General features: G+C 70.2%; 15 protein-coding genes and 1 tRNA gene. 6 read left to right on the forward strand and 10 right to left on the reverse strand.

Annotation, left to right across the window (positions count from 1 at the left end; genetic code table 11):
- Positions 1-427: 427 nt before the first annotated feature.
- On the forward strand, positions 428-1,912 hold the full coding sequence (locus OG504_RS25595; protein WP_405991912.1) for an FG-GAP and VCBS repeat-containing protein: 1,485 nt from the start codon (positions 428-430) through the stop codon (positions 1,910-1,912).
- Between the two features lie 240 nt (positions 1,913-2,152).
- Entirely contained in the window at positions 2,153-3,190 is a 1,038-nt protein-coding gene (locus tag OG504_RS25600; protein WP_405991913.1) for a Yip1 family protein, read from the forward strand.
- A 99-nt stretch (positions 3,191-3,289) separates the two neighbouring features.
- Here OG504_RS25600 and OG504_RS25605 read toward each other — a convergent pair whose 3' ends face one another.
- Entirely contained in the window at positions 3,290-3,787 is a 498-nt protein-coding gene (locus OG504_RS25605) for a phosphoribosyltransferase (RefSeq protein ID WP_405991914.1), read from the reverse strand.
- A 2-nt stretch (positions 3,788-3,789) separates the two neighbouring features.
- Positions 3,790-4,365 (reverse strand): dCTP deaminase, encoded by a 576-nt coding sequence (gene dcd / locus OG504_RS25610; RefSeq protein WP_033284765.1) that lies wholly within the window; start codon positions 4,363-4,365, stop codon positions 3,790-3,792.
- A gap of 539 nt (positions 4,366-4,904) precedes the next feature.
- Between dcd and OG504_RS25615 the strand changes: the two genes are divergently transcribed.
- Positions 4,905-4,978 (forward strand) — tRNA-Gly (locus OG504_RS25615).
- Between the two features lie 87 nt (positions 4,979-5,065).
- Here OG504_RS25615 and OG504_RS25620 read toward each other — a convergent pair.
- The 4 genes from OG504_RS25620 to OG504_RS25635 form a co-directional block, all read right to left on the reverse strand.
- Positions 5,066-6,085 (reverse strand): NADPH:quinone reductase, encoded by a 1,020-nt coding sequence (locus OG504_RS25620; RefSeq protein WP_405991915.1) that lies wholly within the window; start codon positions 6,083-6,085, stop codon positions 5,066-5,068.
- A 118-nt stretch (positions 6,086-6,203) separates the two neighbouring features.
- Positions 6,204-7,097 (reverse strand): aldo/keto reductase, encoded by an 894-nt coding sequence (locus OG504_RS25625; RefSeq protein WP_405991916.1) that lies wholly within the window; start codon positions 7,095-7,097, stop codon positions 6,204-6,206.
- Entirely contained in the window at positions 7,094-7,651 is a 558-nt protein-coding gene (locus OG504_RS25630; protein WP_405991917.1) for a TetR/AcrR family transcriptional regulator, read from the reverse strand. The genes OG504_RS25625 and OG504_RS25630 overlap by 4 nt, the downstream gene beginning before the upstream one ends.
- Before the next feature lie 233 nt (positions 7,652-7,884).
- A complete protein-coding gene (locus OG504_RS25635; RefSeq protein ID WP_405991918.1) occupies positions 7,885-8,586 on the reverse strand; it encodes an SDR family NAD(P)-dependent oxidoreductase in 702 nt (233 codons plus the stop codon).
- 166 nt (positions 8,587-8,752) lie between these two features.
- Here OG504_RS25635 and OG504_RS25640 point away from each other — a divergent pair, with 166 nt between their 5' ends.
- Positions 8,753-9,454 carry a TetR/AcrR family transcriptional regulator gene (locus OG504_RS25640; protein ID WP_405991919.1) on the forward strand — a complete coding sequence of 234 codons (702 nt, stop codon included), beginning with the start codon at positions 8,753-8,755 and terminating at the stop codon, positions 9,452-9,454.
- A gap of 174 nt (positions 9,455-9,628) precedes the next feature.
- Here OG504_RS25640 and OG504_RS25645 read toward each other — a convergent pair whose 3' ends face one another.
- The 3 genes from OG504_RS25645 to OG504_RS25655 all read right to left on the reverse strand — a co-directional run bounded on the left by OG504_RS25645 (position 9,629) and on the right by OG504_RS25655 (position 12,931).
- Entirely contained in the window at positions 9,629-10,822 is a 1,194-nt protein-coding gene (locus OG504_RS25645; protein WP_405991920.1) for an HTTM domain-containing protein, read from the reverse strand.
- On the reverse strand, positions 10,812-11,561 hold the full coding sequence (locus OG504_RS25650; protein ID WP_405991921.1) for a DUF5819 family protein: 750 nt from the start codon (positions 11,559-11,561) through the stop codon (positions 10,812-10,814). Before OG504_RS25650 ends, OG504_RS25645 begins: the two co-directional genes overlap by 11 nt.
- Positions 11,562-11,707: 146 nt before the next feature.
- A complete protein-coding gene (locus tag OG504_RS25655; RefSeq protein WP_405991922.1) occupies positions 11,708-12,931 on the reverse strand; it encodes an ice-binding family protein in 1,224 nt (407 codons plus the stop codon).
- 264 nt (positions 12,932-13,195) lie between these two features.
- Here OG504_RS25655 and OG504_RS25660 point away from each other — a divergent pair, with 264 nt between their 5' ends.
- Both OG504_RS25660 and OG504_RS25665 read left to right on the forward strand, forming a co-directional pair.
- Positions 13,196-13,363 carry a hypothetical protein gene (locus OG504_RS25660; protein ID WP_405991923.1) on the forward strand — a complete coding sequence of 56 codons (168 nt, stop codon included), beginning with the start codon at positions 13,196-13,198 and terminating at the stop codon, positions 13,361-13,363.
- Positions 13,364-13,630: 267 nt separating this feature from the next.
- Complete coding sequence (locus OG504_RS25665) at positions 13,631-15,787, forward strand: protein kinase domain-containing protein (protein ID WP_405991924.1); 2,157 nt, start codon at positions 13,631-13,633, stop codon at positions 15,785-15,787.
- A gap of 292 nt (positions 15,788-16,079) precedes the next feature.
- Here the strand turns inward: OG504_RS25665 and OG504_RS25670 are convergent, their stop codons facing one another.
- Entirely contained in the window at positions 16,080-16,523 is a 444-nt protein-coding gene (locus OG504_RS25670) for a FlgD immunoglobulin-like domain containing protein (RefSeq protein WP_405991925.1), read from the reverse strand.
- Positions 16,524-16,648 lie beyond the last annotated feature (125 nt).

The raw sequence follows: 16,648 nt of genomic DNA on the forward strand, positions 1-16,648 counted from the left end.
CGACAGACGGGAGCCACCACCCAGGCGATCGCTCGGACCGCCGCCACGAACTCCCCCACGCGCCTGACCTCTTGGCCACTTCACCTGTTGGTCTGTTGCGCAGTGAGTCCCCACCCGGCGTGCTGCCGAGACGCGAACGCGCCCCTCCACACCGGCCCAGTACGCAGTACAGGCAAGGGGATTACTACCCTGGCCACCCATCCCCCTGGGCACCCCCACCCCCACCCTCACCCGCTCACCTCAGGGTTTTACCGACCTCACGTACAACCCTTACGCACCACCACAGGTCTCTTGATCGCCAACCACCCGTGAAGCCGAGGACAACTCCCGGAAAACACGGACGGTACGCACCCCCTCGACACCCCCTCAACACCTCACCGACGCGGATGCCCGCCACGCATCCCCCGCATGCCGCAGGAGACCCCGCATGCAGCAACACCTGCGACTCACCCTCGCAACGGCCGCCGCGGCCGCACTGACCGGCGGTCTGCTCACGCTCTCGGCGACGACAGCGACCGCCGCCGACTCCTTCAAGGTCGCGAAGGCCGACTTCAACGGCGACGGAATCGGCGACGCCGTAGTCTCCGCGCCCGGCGCGTACGTCACCGGCCAGGCCAACGCGGGCCAGGTAGTCGCGCTGTACGGAACCGCCACCGGCGTATCGTCCGCGAAGCGTTCGACGCTGAGCCAGAACTCCGGCAACGTGCCCGGTACCGCCGAGAAGGGCGACTACTTCGGCTACACGACGGCGTACGCCGACTTCAACGGCGACGGTTACGACGACCTCGCCGTGGCCTCGCCGTACGAGAAGGTCGGCACCGACACCGACGGCGGCGCGCTCGCGATCCTGTGGGGCTCGAAGAGCGGCCTCACCGGCAAGAGCAGCGACGTACCGGACCCGGCCGTGTCCGGGCACGACAACTGGGGCCAGACCCTGGCCGCGGGCGACTTCGACGGCGACGGCAAGGCCGACCTCGCGGTCGGCAGCTCGGCCGCCACCCTCTACGTCTACAAGGGCGGCTTCAGCAGCTCCACCGGCAAGCCCGGCGGCCGCTACACGATCAAGCCCCCGATCCGTTCCGGCACGACCGGCTTCCCGTACGGCCCGGAGCACCTCACGGCCGGCGACGTGAACGGCGACGGCCGCACCGACCTCGTGGTCGACGGTTTCGAGACGCAGACGTCCAACGGCTGGAACACCAACTACTACGTGCCGGGCGCCGCGAGCGGCCTGAGCATCGCGGGCGTGAAGACCCTGAAGGCCGGCATCGTCACCGGTATCGGCGACATCAACGGCGACGGTTACGGCGACATCGTCACCGGCGCAGGCTGGGACGCCACGACCGGCGACGGCACGACCGTCCCGGACTCGTCGAACGGCGGCAAGGTCAACATCACCTACGGCTCCGCGTCCGGCCCCGCCTCCACCACCGGCATCACCCAGAACTCCGGGAACATACCCGGCAGTTCGGAGAAGGGCGACGCCTTCGGCTGGGACCTGGACCTCGGCGACGTCAACGGCGACGGCTACCAGGACGTCGTCGTCTCCGCCGCGAACGAGGACCTCGGCGCCGCCACCAACGCCGGCATGGTCACGGTCGTCTACGGCTCCGCGACCGGCGTGAACACCACCACCGGCGTCCAGTCCTTCGCCCAGAGCACGGCCGGCGTCCCCGGCGCGGACGAGAAGAACGACCTCTTCGGCGCCGACGTCAAGCTCGACGACGTCACCGGCGACGGCAAGGCGGACCTGCTCGTCGGCTCGTACGAGAACGACGGCAACGGCGCGGTCACCTACCTCCCCTCCAACGGCACAAAGATCACCACCACCGGCTCCCGCACGATCTCCCCCAGCACCTCGGGCGTATCGACCTCGGGCACACCGCAGTTCGGCGCCCTGTTCGCCGACTAGCCCCCAACTAGCCTGCAGGGCCGGGACCATGACGATTCGTCATGGTCCCGGCCCGCACCTACATATACGCACGCCCAGCCCCGCACCCGCACCCCCGTCCCCTCCCCCAGAGCGGGCGACGGCAAGGCGGACCTCGTCACCGTCGCGCACGGCGAGAACGAGCAGGTCGGCCCGGTCGCCCTCCTCAAGAGCTACGCCACCGGCATCACCACCGGGACCCTTGTGTCCGCCCCTTAGGGGATGTCACAGCTCAGCAGCAAAGCCCCACCCAGAACCCCCGGCCCGACACGTGTCTCCGCGGAACCAGGTACGTTCGATGACGTGGCTGGATTCAGGATCGGACGCGGCGGCCGGGACGGCAGGGCCCCGCAAGCGCGCCCTCAACAACCTCCGTACGGGCAGCAGGCACCCCCTGCGCCGCAGGGACAGCCGTACGGCTACCCCGCGGCCCCGCAGTCGTACCCGCAGCAGCAACCGCAGTACGGAAGCGCTGCGGGCGGTGGCCGGCAGTGGTCCCAGGGGAACGCCGGCAGCGGTGGCAACGGCGCCTACGGAGACGAGCCGGAGTACTTCGGCGACGGCGGCGGGTACGGACAGGGCTCCCACCCGGGCACCCCGGACCCGTACGCGGCGAACAACCCGGGCAGCACCCAGGCCTTCGCCGTAGGGGAGGACCCGTACACCCAGGGCGGTACGTACCGCGCGGGCTCGACCCAAGCCCCCACGGGCCCGATCGGCCCCCGCCTGCACTGGAAGGACCTGCTCAGAGGCATCGTCTTCGCCCCCCAGCAGACCTTCCTCCAGATGCGGGACTACACGATGTGGGGCCCCGCCCTGATCGTGACGTTCCTCTACGGCCTGCTCGCGGTCTTCGGTTTCGACGGCGCCCGCGCGGACGCGATAAACGCCACCCTGGCGAACGCGGTCCCGATCGTCCTGATCACGGCCGTGGCGATGGTGCTGTCGTCCTTCGTCCTGGGCGTGGTCACCCACACCCTGGCCCGCCAGCTCGGCGGCGACGGAGCCTGGCAGCCCACGGTCGGCCTCTCCATGCTGATCATGTCCCTCACGGACGCCCCCCGCCTGATCTTCGCCATGTTCTTCGGCGGCGACGCGACCTTCGTCCAGGCCCTCGGCTGGGCCACCTGGGTGGCGGCCGGCGCCCTCCTCACGATGATGGTCAGCCGCTCCCACGACCTCCCCTGGCCAAAGGCCCTGGGCGCATCGGCGATCCAACTCATCGCCCTGCTGTCGATCGTGAAGCTGGGCACGTTCTAGAGGCTTCCCGGCTACGACAGTTTTTCCGCTACGACGACGAAGGGCTCCCGGTGCGCACCGGGAGCCCTTCGTCGTCCTAGGAGATGCAGTCGCCACCGCTCAGGCGTCGAGGACCTGCCCGGTGCGACGGACGACCGGGGGTTGCACGGACCACGGGAAGTTGATCCACTCGTCGGTGCGCTTCCACACGTACTCGCACTTCACCAGCGACTGCGACTTCTCGTAGACGACCGCGCTGCGGACCTCGGCGACGGCGTCGAGGCAGAAGTCGCGGACCAGTTTGAGGGTCTTGCCGGTGTCGGCGACGTCGTCGGTGATCAGGACCTTCTTGTCGGAGAAGTCGATCACGTCCGGGACGGGCGCGAGCATGACGGGCATGTCGAGGGTGGTGCCCACGCCCGTGTAGAACTCGACGTTCACGAGGCTGATGTTCTTGCAGTCGAGGGCGTAGGCGAGGCCGCCGGCGACGAAGACTCCGCCGCGGGCGATGCTGAGGATGATGTCGGGCTCGTAGCCGTCGTCGGCGATGGTCTGCGCGAGTTCGCGCACGGCGACGCCGAACGCCTCGTAGGTCAGGTTCTCCCGCGCACCGGCCACGGTCACACCTGCGTCCGGTGGAAGTTGAGGAAGGAACGGGAGGCGGTCGGGCCGCGCTGGCCCTGGTAGCGGGAGCCGTAGCGCTCGCTGCCGTAGGGGAACTCGGCCGCCGAGCTGAGCTGGAACATGCACAGCTGGCCGATCTTCATGCCCGGCCAGAGCTTGATCGGGAGGGTCGCGAGGTTGGAGAGCTCCAGCGTCACGTGGCCGGAGAACCCGGGGTCGATGAACCCGGCGGTGGAGTGCGTGACGAGCCCGAGCCGGCCGAGGGAGGACTTTCCCTCGAGGCGGGAGGCGAGATCGTCGGGGAGGGTCACGACCTCGTAGGTCGAGGCGAGCACGAACTCGCCGGGGTGGAGGATGAACGGCTCGTCGCCCTCCGGCTCCACCAGCCGCGTCAGATCCGCCTGTTCGACGGACGGGTCGATGTGGGGGTAGCGGTGGTTCTCGAACACCCGGAAGTAGCGGTCGAGGCGCACGTCGACACTCGACGGCTGCACCATGGATTCGTCGTAGGGATCGATCCGGACCCGCCCGGCGTCGATCTCGGCCCGGATGTCCTTGTCTGAGAGAAGCACGCCCCGAGGATACGCAAGACGCGCGGACCGACCACAATCGGACGGACCCGCGCGCCAGCGACGACTACTGCGATACCGCTGCTTCTCCTGCCAGTTCTACGGCTACTTCTACTGCTTCTCCAAGGTCACCAGCACCACACTGCGGAGCCGGGCACACCGTGGACACCTCACGAGTCGGCCGGGGCCGAGCCGCTCCGCCTGCTGCATCGGGAACGAAGCGGTACTGAACACGTGCCCATCGGCACATCGGACGACGGTGCGCTCCATCAAGTCCATGAGTCCCTTCCCCAAGAGCCGCGCCCGACTGCTGCTCGCCGGACGCCAAATGCCACATTACGGGATGAAAGGAACGACTCTCCAGGCGGCACTCCGGTCCCACCCAGACCCTCTTCCACGCCTCCACCGTACGCCCCAACTCCGGCCCGCCGCAGCCCCGTCCGCCCTACGGAACGCAGCCGCGCCCCCACGGCTTCAGCGCCGGGGACCTGACATGCGGTACAGTGACGAGGCGTTCCGACACCGGTTCAACCGGCGTTTTCGCGGGTGTAGTTTAGTGGTAGAACATCAGCTTCCCAAGCTGAGAGTGCGAGTTCGATTCTCGTCACCCGCTCCAGGACGAAGGCCCAGGTCATTGACCCGGGCCTTTTTGCTGTCCGCTGTTCGCACCGCGACCGGCTGGGTGTCACTAGCCGGCGGGGTGTCACTGCATGGTGCTCACCAGGACCTTGCCGACGGCTCCGTTCTCCACCGCCCGGTGGGCATCGGCGGTGCGGGCGAGTGGGAAGTGGAGCAGCGGCAGGCCGTGGTCCTCGCCGACCGGCAGCGCGGCGTCGCGTACTGCGGCGGCTACGTCGTCGACTGCCACGGTGAGTGCCTCCGGACCGGCCGTGTAGAGCACCAGGAACTGCAGGCGGGCGTTCAGCACCATGGTCTGCGACACGTCCAACTCGACCGGCCTGCCACCGTCGTTGGCGTAGGCCGAGATCGTGCCGCGGGTCCGCAGCACGGCCAGGTCCAGTGCGAGGTTGGTGCCGAGCGCCACCTCGGCGACGATGTCGACGCCGTCCGGGGCGATCCCGCGGATCTCCGCGGCCGGATCGCCCTCGCGGTAGTCGAGCACGTGGTGGGCCCCCGCGGCGGTGGCCAGCCGGGCCTTCTCCGGGCTGCTGACCGTGCTGATCACGGTGGCGCCGGCCCACCGGGCGAGCTGGATCACCGCGTGCCCGACCGCTCCGGCGCCGCCGGCGGCGAGCACCACCCTGCCGTCGAGCGCTCCGGGCTGTAGACGGCGCGGCCCGTCCTCGGCGACGGTGAGCGCGCGGTGCGCGGTGAGCGCGGGGACTCCGAGTGAGGCGCCGGCGTCGTACCCGACCTCGTCGGGCAGCGGTACGGCCCGCTCGGCGGACACGACGGTGAACTCGGCGGCGGTACCGGTGGGCCGCCCCGCGGCGGCCATGAACAGCCAGACCCGCTGACCGACCCGGTTCCGGTCGATCCCCTCCCCTACGGCGTCGATCGTGCCGGCGCCGTCGAGGTGCGGGGTGACCTCCTGGAAGTGCCTGGGGTGGGCGGCGCGGGAGCGGGCCTGCCAGTCGGTCGGGTTGACCCCGGACACGGCCACCCGGACGCGTACCTCGCCGGGGCCGGGCGCCGGCAGGTCACGGTCGACGAGTCGAAGAACGTCGGGGCCGCCGGCGTCGCGGTAGATGATGGCCTTCATGATTCATCCTCAGGACCTGGTGAAGAAGGGTGAAGAAGGGGTGGTTCCCGGCGCGGCCGGGAGTTCCGTCGGGGTGTCCGGTGGCGGGTGGTCGCGCCCGGGGTGTCGTCGGCTCCGGTCAGCCGATGGGGACCTCGTTGGAACGGGACTCGACGGCATCGAGAGCGGCGCGGGTCGCGGCGTCGAGGGTGATCTCACCGGCGCCCATGTTGGCCTCCAGGTGGGCGGGGTCGGCGGTGCCGGGGATGAGCAGCACGTTCGGGGCGTGGTGCAGCAGCCAGGCAAGTCCGATCTGAGCGGCCGTGACGCCCAGGTGGGTGGCCGCCGCGTGCACCGCCGGTTCGTCGGTCGCCTTGGGCAGGCCCGGGAAGGCCCCGCCGAGCGGGAAGTACGGCACCCAGGCGATGCCCTCGGCCACGCACAGGTCCAGCATGTCCTCGTCGTCGCGGGAGACAAGGCTGTAGGCGTTCTGTACGCAGACGATGCCCGTCGGCAGGGCGCGGCGCAGGACGTCGAGAGTGACGCTGCTCAAGCCGATCGCACCGATCTTGCCCTCGTCGCGCAGCGCGGTCAGCACCGCGAGCTGGTCGTCGAGGTCGACCACCTGGTCGCCCTCGGGACGCAGCCCGGGGCCGGAGTCGAGACGGCGGAGATTGACCACCTGGAGCCGGTCGACGCCGAGGCTGCGCAGGTTGTCCTCGACGCCGGCGCGCAGCTGCTCGGGCCGCTGCGCGAGACGCAGCGGCGGGTGACCGCCGGGGTCGGAGTCGGCGCCGACCTTGGTGACGACCAGGACGTCGTCCTCGGGGCGCAGTGCCTCGCGGATCACGGCGTTGGCGAAACCGAAGCCGTAGAACTCGGCGGTGTCCACATGGTCGACGCCCAGCTCGACCGCGTGCCGCAGCAGCGCGACGGCCTCGTCGCGGCGGTCGTGCAGGCGCTCCAGCTGCAGCGCGCCGTAGCCGATCCGGGAGACGGTGCGGCCGGCGAACGAGGCGGTGGGAGTGGTCATGGCGCTGTCTCCTCGGGCGGTGACCGCAGGGCGGTGTAGAGCAGTTCGGCCTGGTAGAGCGCCATCACCCGGTGGGCGATCGGGGTGGCGCTCTCCCGGGCCCCGGCCGGGTCGTGGTGCTCGACCTTGACCAGCCACGCCGTGACGCAGTCGTGCAGCATCGCGCGCATCCGGTCGGTCATGTCGACGACGATGTCGCGGACGGCCGGGTTGGTGGTCGCCTCGCCCCAGGTCTGTACGCCGAGCCGGGCCCTGACGGGGTCGATCGCCGCGACGAGCCGGGCGAGCAGTTCGTCGGGGTCCGGCGGGGTGTCGCTCGCGGCGTGCTCGCCGAGGACCCTGGCGCGCTCGGCGAGATCCCCGCGGGCGACTGCCTGGACCAGGTCGGCCTTGTTGCGGTAGTGCGCGTAGATCGAGCCGGCCGAGAGGCCGGACTCGGCGATGATGTCGGCGATCGACGTCCGCTCCAGGCCGTTGCGGCCGAAGCAGCGGACAGCGGCCTCGGCGATCTGGGCGCGCCGGAGTTCCTTGCGCGCGTCGGTGAGTCGCGGCACCACACCCCCTCACAAAAAGAACACCCATTCTGCTTGTGGGGGGACACTAACAGAATGACCGTTTCTTTTGTGATGGGCAGGTCGCGCAGGAACAGGCTGTGCGCCGACCACGGAACCCCGGTCCGGCGCGGAGACGGTCACACTGGCGAGCCGACCTGCCCTTTTTCCGGGATCGCGCCGTGGCGTGGCAGGCCGCGGCGCGATCAGGGTTCGTCGGGGGAGCCGGTGCGGTGTCAGCCGCGGGGGAAGCCCTTGTCGTCGAGCTTGAAGACGAGCTCGTCCTCGTCGCGCCTGGTGGTGTGCAGCTCCCAGTACACCGGGGAGATCCGCTCGGGCCGGGCAGCCTCCACGCCGGGGATGACGGAGACGCCGATCGAGGAGTCGATACCGACGTGGGCGGCCTGGATGCCGGTGCCGAGCAGTTCCTTGTGCAGGTTCATCGCCCAGTTGCGCAGCGCCGCGGCGGCGGCGTTGACGTTGGCGACCCGCGGGTCGGGCCGGATCGAGCCGGCGCCGGTGGTGTAGAGCAGGGTGCCCGCGCCGGCCTCGCGCATCGCGGGCAGCACCGCCTTGGTGGCAGTGATGGCCCCGTACAGCTGGAAGTTCATCTCGAACTCCACATGGGACGGTTCGGTTCCGGCGGGAGTCGTCAGCGCGGTGCTGCCGAAGGTGCCCACTGGGGAGTACTCCAGGACGTCGATCCCGCCGAACCGTGATGCGGCGTCCTTGAGCGCCTGGGTGAGGGCGTCTCGGTCGAGTACGTCCGCGGGAAACGCGGCGGCGGTGATGCCCTCGGCGGTGAGGGTGTCGACGAGGTCGTCGAGCTTGGTGCGGTTGCGGGAGATCAGGGCGATGTCGTAGCCCTGGGAGCCGAACGTGCGGGCGATGGCCAGACCCAGTTGAGGGCCGGCTCCGACAATGGCGATGCTGGTCACAGCGATCCTTTCGTAGAACGCCGTCGAGGAGGCACGAGCGGCGCTGAAGCGGCGAAGAGATACGGAACGGGCTATCCGTTTCGAGATCCGGATAGCCCTTTCCGGTTCACTCCCACCACCGTAGCACAGGAAATGGATAGGGCTTTCCGATTGCTAGACTGCTCTCATGAACCCCGGCGACCAGCACTCCGACGCCCCCGCCGCCCAGCCTGTGCGCAGTGACGTCGAGCGCAACCGGGGGCGGATCCTCGCCGCCGCGCGCACCGTGTTCGGACGCGACGGACTGAGCGCCTCCATGGCTTCGGTGGCCCGCGAGACAGGTGTCGGGATCGCCACCGTCTTCCGTCACTTCCCCACAAAGGAAGCGCTGGTCGCAGCCGTCTTCTCCGACCGCATGGACGCCTACGCCGACGCGGTCGCCACCGCCCTCGAAGACCCCGACCCCTGGCACGGTTTCACCGGCTACATCGAGGCCGCCTGCGCGATGCAGGCCGCCGACAACGGCTTCGCCGACGTACTGACCATGACCTTCCCCACCGCCAAGGTCATGGAGAAGCGCCGGAACGAGGCGTACGAGGGCATGGTGGAACTCATCGGCCGCGCCAAGGCCACGGGCCGACTGCGCGCGGACTTCGACCCTTCGGACCTGGTACTGCTGCACATGGCCAACCTCGGCGTCGTCAACGCCTGCGGTGACGCCGCTCCCGACGCCTGGCGACGCGTCGTAGCCCTGATGATCCAGTCCTTCGAGGCCCCGGCCCGGGCCCCCCTTCCCGCCTCGCCCGCGCACGACGACCTCTACAGGGCCATGCTCCGCGCCCTGCCTGCGGGCGACACCGTCGCGCGGAAACCCAGCCCGAACAGCTGACGTTGCGGCCCCCTCCGCCAACCAGGGGAGGGCGACAGACGGGTCACGGGCTCACAGGCGGAGTCGGCCGGCAAGCAGCGCCATGGCGAGTACGGCGAGCAGCCGTGTGTTCTCCTCCGCGGTGGCCTGCCGACCCGGCACCGCCGCGCCCCTTCTTCCGTTGCCCCGAGTTGTTCAGTTCACCGCCGAGCCGCCCTGGCCTGCCGGTGCGGACTGTGGGGGCACGCGCACCCTTTCCCCGCGGGACGGTTCGTCGGTCTCACTCGCGCGTGTCCGCCGACCGGTGTGCCGCCGAAATCGTCCCAGTGACCGGTAGAAGCGGTCCGGCAGGAACGCGGCGTCCGCGATGATCATCGCGCCGGAGAAGAGCGGCAGGCCCATGAGGGCGGCGATGCCCAGGTGCATGCCCAGCAGCACGGTCAGGACCGGGTATTTGAGCCGTCCGAACAGGACGAACGGGAAGGCGACCTGCACCAGCACGGTCAGGTAGCAGGCGACGGCGATCAGCACGTCGTGCTCGTCCGCCAGGAGGGAGAGTTGGGGCCAGGGCCGGAACAGGTCGAGGTTCAGGACGTAGTGGAGGGCTGTGCCGTTGCCCCAGGAGGCGCCCTGCACCTTGTAGAGGCCCGCGGATCCGTAGAGGAAGCAGACCTGGACCGCGATGACGAACATGCCGCAGTTGTGGAGTACAGCCGTCAACGTCCTGTGGGACATGGCCAGTTGGTGCCGGAGGTCGTCTGCTCCCGAGTCCGTCGAGCCGCTCTCCTCCTTCCCCGCGGAGGCTCCCTTCCCCGCAGAGGCTCCCTTCCCCGCGGAGGCCCGGCGACGGGTTCTGCGCGCGTCCAGGGACCAGCGTCGGCCGCATGCGGTGAAGGAGAGGTAGATCGCCATGAGGAGGATGAGGTTGTCTCCGCCGTCGGTCATGAAGATCGCCCTGGCGTGGAACGACGCCACCACGACCGCGAACAGCACGGACACCGCCCGGGTCCGCCAGCCCAGCATGAACAGCGCGGACGTGACGAGGGCCAGCGCGTAGCACGTCTCGAAGTACGGCCGGCTGTCGGACAGGGTGAGGACGCTGGCCCACCCGGTCTGGTCGAACAGCTCCCTGGCCAGCTCGGGCGTCCACGGTGACCCGGGCCCCCAGATCTCGTCGCGGTGCGGGAACTCGCGCAGCAGGAAGACGAGGTAGAGGAGGCCGTAGCCGATGCGAAGAACGGCCGCGGCGTAGAGGGAGACCGGCCGCTCCGTCAGGACGGTGAGGTACGCGCCGACCCGCTCCGGTCCGCGGCGCGGCGGGCCCGCGTCCGCCCTGTCGGGGTTACGCGGGACACCTCGGTGCGGAGCGCGTGCCTGCTCAGTTTTCATGGGAGGTCACCTTCCACCAGGGCAGATACCGCGTCTCGACAGACTTCGGCGCGGCGGCGGACGAGCCGGGGCCGGGCCCCTCGGCCGGCGCGGCGATGGGGATGGTGATCACCCGCAGCTGGACGGACTCGAACGTGCCGCCGCGGTGGTCGGTGATGCGGTCCGCCGCGATGTCGGTCAGGTACTTCTGCATCATCAGCGCCCGCTCCGAGCGAGGCCGGTCGTCACCGCCGTGGGTTTCGAGGTACGAACTCCAGGCCCGCCGCAGCATGTTCTGCGCGGTGTGGCTCGGGAAGACGTCGTGCCTCACCGCCGAGTCGTCGACGCCGCTCAGATCGAACCAGCCGCTCACCCGCACCCTGCCGTCCTGGGCGGTGTGCATGGTCCGTGCCGAGATCTGCCGGTTGACCGACTCCGGATCCGGTGCGAAGAGCCGCCAGTTCTGCTCGAACAGGGGGAAGACCCACGCGTTGACCTGGCGGCTGTACTGCCGGGAGAGGGGGTTCGGTGGCGCCACGTGCAGAAACACGAGGAGTACGTGGACCAGGGCCGTCGCCAGACACAGGGCCACGGCGGCGTTCGTCCCCGCCCTCAGCCCCGCCCTCAGCAGGAGTGGCGGAGGCTTCGAACTCCCTTGGCGGGGAAGGACGGTCCCGCCCCGATCCCCGTCCCCGTCCCCGCCCCGGTCCCGGCTCCGGTCCGGTTCGTCGACGTCCACCGTTTCGATGCCGCCCGGCACGGCCCCACCCGGCCTTTCCGTCCTGTCCGTCCTGGCTTCTCTCACTGTCTCTCCTGAGATTTCGCCAACGGCGCGCGACGGAATCGACAACGATCCGTCGCGCGCCGTTCGTCCTGCTCGTCCTGCCCGCTCCAGGGGAGCTGGAGCTAGGCAGACTTCTTGTGGTGACCTTCGTGATCGTTGCCGTAGCCCTCGGGCTTGGCGGGCTTGCCGTGATCCTGGCCGTAGCCACCGTGCTCTTCGGGCTTACCGCCGTGGTCGTGGCCGCCGGGCTTGTGGCCGTGATCGTGATCGTGATGGCCGTTCCCACCGGTCGAGCCACCGGTCGAGCCGCCCGTCGAGCCGACTGTCGCACCGCCGTTCGTACCGGCCGTGGTCGCGCCCGTGGTGCCGCTCGTGGTGGCTCCCGCGATGACGCCGCCCAGCACGCCGCCGGTGGTTCCGCCCGACGTCAGGACACCGCCGAGAAGACCGCCCGTTCCGCCGCCCGTCGGCACACCGCCGATGACGCCGACCGTGGTGCTTCCCGTCGTGCCCGCCGTGCCCGCCGTGGCGCCGCCCGACGTGGCACCGGCCACGACACCACCGGTGATCAGACCACCGGTGGTTCCGCCGGCGGCACACGTACCGCGGTTGATCGTGTTGTTGTCCAGCGTCACCGCGCCGGTACGGGCCAGCGCCCGGCCGGCGATGGTCGTTCCCGTCGTGACGGTGATCGACTCCTGGGCCATGATCGTGCCCACGAACGCGGAGTTGGTGCCGAGGGTGGCCGAACTGCCGATCTGCCAGTACACGTTGCACGGCGAGGCACCGTTGACGAGCGACACGTCGCTGCCGGACGCCGTCGTCAGGGTCGAACCGATCTGGAAGACCCATACGGCGTTGGGGTCACCGTGCGCGTCGAGCGTGAGCGTGCCGGTGATACCCGCGGAGATGGGTGCCTTGTAGACGCCCGGATCCAGCGTCCTGCCACCGAGCTCCACGGGGTCGGGAGCGGTGGGGTAGGTGACGTCCGGCGCCTGACCGGCGGCGTTGTTGTACCCCGTGACCAGGTCGCTCTTGGCCTGGAGCGCCACCGCGTCCGCGGAGTGCATGGCCCCGTTCACCGTGCCGGGCGGGAATCCGGTGATGGCCGTTCCCGGTGACACACCGAGATCACCGGTGATCGACGAGGGCCCGGTGTTGGTGACTTGTGAACCGGCCAGTACGGCGAAGCTGGTCGCCGTACCGAGAGGTACGGGTGTGGCAACGGCACTTGCGCTTGTCGGTGTCATCGCGAGCACGACGGCGGCGATCACCACGGCCGTCAGCGCCGCGAGCCAGACCGACATGCTGCGCCGTAGGGGAGCGTCAGGGATATTCAGCGTCATCGAGGGGGCCAACTCCTGTCAGGGGATGGTGCCTGTTCGGTGGTTCTCGGTCGCGGGGAAATCTCCTGTTATCTGTCGCTGGCATATTACGCAGGAATAGAATCGAGCTACGATCCATTCGAGTGAATTCACTGGAATTGACGAGCAATTCGCGAAATGCATAGAAATGCATAATGGGCCGAATGGTCTCGACCCCTGTAATGTTGGAACCCTGTAATATTGATCGCGAGCGACGGAGCCGGGCCCGAGGGAGGTGTTCGAGTCGTGGTGCTCTTCCTGCTGCTGGTCCTCGTGGCCGTCGTCCTGGGAATCATCGGCGTGGCAGCCGAGGGCCTGGGCTATCTGCTGGCCGTCGGCATCGTGGTCCTGGTGGCCGATGTGGCCCTCGCCGCCGTACGGCTGTCCCGGCGCGGTCGGCGCCCGCTCCGCTGACGGCAGCCGGCCGCGGAGAAGGCAACAGCGTCTTCACCGCATCGCGTGAAGGATGCCCCGAACCGGAACCTCGCTTCCCGAGCCGGGAGTGCGCGTTCGATTCTCGTCACCCGCTCCAGAAATCGCCCGCAGGTCAGGGGCCTGGGGGTTATTTGCTGTCTGGACCGATTCGGGGCCGGCGCTCATCCGGACGGCGAACCCGTCGCACCGCTCAGGCCCTACTCTGATCCCCGTGAGGCAGGCCGGCGTTGGGAAGGGTGATCGGCGATGACGCCCCTGAACACCGGGGACCCGGAGTCCATAGGCGGCTACACCCTTCTCGGTCGGCTCGGGTCGGGCGGCATGGGGGTCGTCTATCTGGGGGTCTCCCCCTCGGGACGGCAGGTCGCGGTCAAGCTCGTGCGCGGGCCGTATGCCCAGGAGGAGGAGTTCCGGACGCGCTTCCGGCAGGAGATCGAGGCGGCGCGCAGGGTGAGCGGCGCCTTCACCGCACCGGTCGTGGACGCCGACCCGGACGCCGACCAGCCGTGGATGGCGACGCTCTACGTGCCGGCGCTCAACCTCGCCGAAGTCGTGCAGAAGGACGGCCCGTTGAGCCTGCGGGAACTGCGCGCGCTGGGGCTGGGGCTCACCGAGGCGCTGCGCGACATCCGGCGGGCGGGCCTGGTGCACCGGGACCTCAAACCGGGCAACGTCCTGATGACCGAGGACGGGCCGCGCGTCATCGACTTCGGCATATCGCGAGCTTCCGGCCACCAGAGCCTCACCACGACCGGGCGGATGATCGGCACCCCGCCCTTCATGTCACCGGAGCAGGTGTCCTCTCCCCGGGACGTCACCCCGGCCTCGGACGTGTTCTCGCTGGGGTCGCTGCTGGTGTTCGCGGCCGTCGGCACGGGACCGTTCGACGCCGACAGCCCGTACATAACCGGCTATCAGGTGGTGTTCGGGACCCCGGACCTCGCCGGTGTGCCCGAAGCGCTCCTCGGCATCGTCGAGCGCTGCCTGGACAAGGACCCGGCCGCGCGGCCGGACCTGACGGACATCCACCGCATGCTCCAGGCCCTGCCGGAATCCGAGGACACCGGGTCCCCGAAGACCGGGCGGTCCGCGAGACCCCCGCGCGGCCCCGCTTCCCGGAGCACGGCCGCCACCCCCGCGGACGCCGCGACCGGCATCGCCAGCGGCAGGCGACGCCGGGTCCGGATGCTGCTCACCGGCCTCGGCGCGGTGCTGGCCGTCACGGGGCTGTGTGTCGGAGTGGGCGTCTTCGGGTCCGATACGGACACCGCCACGGCCACCGGCACCAGCACCAGCACCACCACCGCCCGTACCCCGTCACTGCCCGCCGGCTGGCGGCCGTGGCAGACGGCGTTGCGGTACGACGTGAAAGGCATCCCTCTCGACTACAACAGCCCCGGATGCGTGGCGGAGGGAAGCGCCCTGTTCTGCGGCGGTACGGGGTTCACCGCCGCCAGGGTCGACGCGGCCTCCGGCCGTACTCGGTGGCGGACCGGCACCCGCCCTCAGGGGGTGCGGCCGATCGGCGTCCGCGACGGGCTGGTCTATGTGTACGAGGATCCCGACGACAGCACCAGGCGCGTGGTGGCCGTCGACGCCACGACCGGGCAGCGGCGGTGGCAGCGCGACATCAGCAAGTCCGAGGACGCGGTCCTGTACGACGGCGGACTGCTGACCATGTCTCCCGACTACGCGTCGTTCGTGGCCTACGGTCCTTCCGGCAAGGAACTCTGGCAGGCGCCCTCGCTGGACGAGTACTGCACTCCGTCGGCACTGGGAGGCGCCCCCTACGCCCTGTGCTCGAAGGGCAACGAGCCCGGCAAGGCCCCGGTCGAGCTGATGACACTCGGCCCCGACAGCCTCGCCGAAACGGCCACGCTGCCCCAGAAGGCGGAAGCACTCGGCGCCGTCGGCAGGCAGCCCCTGTTCCTCGCGCCCCAGACCGCGAAGGACGTGTACGAAGCGGGGTACGAGCGGCCGTACGACGCGCTGCTGCGGGTGTCCCCGGCAACCGGGCAGGTCACACGGATACCGCTGGCGCATGCGCTGACCGGCGCGGCCACCCTCGTGGACGGCGTCGTCTACTTCGTCCGGTCCGACGGGACGGTCACCGCGGTGTCGGCGGACAGCGGCAAGCAACTCTGGCAGAGGACGACGGACGTGGAGAGCCTGTCCGCGCCCGCGGTCTCGGCGACGTACGAGCGGGTCTATTTCGCCAACCGCTTCGGCCGGCCGCTGGCGCTGGACAGCCGTACCGGAGCGGAGATCTGGCGCACCTCCGCGCTGGACGACCCCGGGGACAAAGTGCAGAGCTATCCGCCCCGCGTGCTGCTCGTCAAGGACGCGATCGTGGCGACGGCGGGCGACACGGCCTTCTCCCGGAGCCCCGCCGGGCCCAGCTGACCGACCCACCTGACCGGCCGGGGCAGTCTCCGCACACGTTCGTCGCGCACCCCGGCCACCCCATGCGGGCCCACGCGGTTCCGGCCGTACGGCACGCGGCCGGAACCGCGAAGGAGCCCGCGCCCGTGCCGTTCGGCCGCCACAACCGGCCGGCGGTGTCGCGGGCGACCAGGCCGGGGCGGCCGTCGCCGGTCAGGTCGCCGAAGGGGACCGGGTAGGAGCCCTTCGGCCAGCCGCCCGCCAGTGCCTTGTGCGCCGCGTCGATGCCGCCGTGCCCGTCACCGGTCCATGGTCACGACGTCGCCGACACCGTCCTTGCGGAAGTCGTGCGCGGCGCGACGGACGACCGCACCGCCAGCGAACCCGTCGCGGTCGCGGACTTGCCCGTGGGGGCGGCGGCCCGCGCGGTCAGCGTCCAGCGGTAGGTGCCCGTGGGGACCTTCCCGCCGTCGGTGCCGGTGCCGTCCCACGTCGCGGAGATCCTGCCGTCGGCCCGGCCACCGGTGAGGGTACGGACGGTCTTCCCGCTGCCGGCGGTGATCGTCAGCTTCCAGCCCGCCGCCGGCCTCGACAGGTGCCACACCCCCGTGTACTGACCACCGTCCGCACGCAGATCCACGGCGGCGGGGCTGTCGGTGGCGATGACGGCAAGGGGAAAGGTGGCGACCCGCGGCCACTTGACCGTCACGTCTCCCGCGTCGGTGAGGTAGGCGACGGGGCCGCCGAACCGGTCCACGGCCCAGAACCCCTTTGACCCCCGGTCCCGGCGGAACGTTGTACGGGGACGGCCCGGCGCGCCGATCGCCCGGACCGTCCGCGCGGGCGCCGTCGCTTCCCGGGTTGATTGCCCTGGTGGAGGGA

Source organism: Streptomyces sp. NBC_00986 (assembly GCF_045162565.1).
Taxonomy (GTDB): Bacteria; Actinomycetota; Actinomycetes; order Streptomycetales; family Streptomycetaceae; genus Streptomyces.

What these genes read in the sequence shown, in the direction of transcription:
- OG504_RS25595 (WP_405991912.1), top strand. Translation starts at nt 428, where the DNA reads ATGCAGCAACACCTGCGACTCACCCTCGCAACGGCCGCCGCGGCCGCA.
- OG504_RS25600 (WP_405991913.1), top strand. Translation starts at nt 2,153, where the DNA reads ATGTCACAGCTCAGCAGCAAAGCCCCACCCAGAACCCCCGGCCCGACA.
- OG504_RS25620 (WP_405991915.1), bottom strand. Translation starts at nt 6,085, where the DNA reads ATGAAGGCCATCATCTACCGCGACGCCGGCGGCCCCGACGTTCTTCGA.
- OG504_RS25625 (WP_405991916.1), bottom strand. Translation starts at nt 7,097, where the DNA reads ATGACCACTCCCACCGCCTCGTTCGCCGGCCGCACCGTCTCCCGGATC.
- OG504_RS25640 (WP_405991919.1), top strand. Translation starts at nt 8,753, where the DNA reads ATGAACCCCGGCGACCAGCACTCCGACGCCCCCGCCGCCCAGCCTGTG.
- OG504_RS25645 (WP_405991920.1), bottom strand. Translation starts at nt 10,822, where the DNA reads ATGAAAACTGAGCAGGCACGCGCTCCGCACCGAGGTGTCCCGCGTAAC.
- OG504_RS25655 (WP_405991922.1), bottom strand. Translation starts at nt 12,931, where the DNA reads ATGACGCTGAATATCCCTGACGCTCCCCTACGGCGCAGCATGTCGGTC.
- OG504_RS25665 (WP_405991924.1), top strand. Translation starts at nt 13,631, where the DNA reads ATGACGCCCCTGAACACCGGGGACCCGGAGTCCATAGGCGGCTACACC.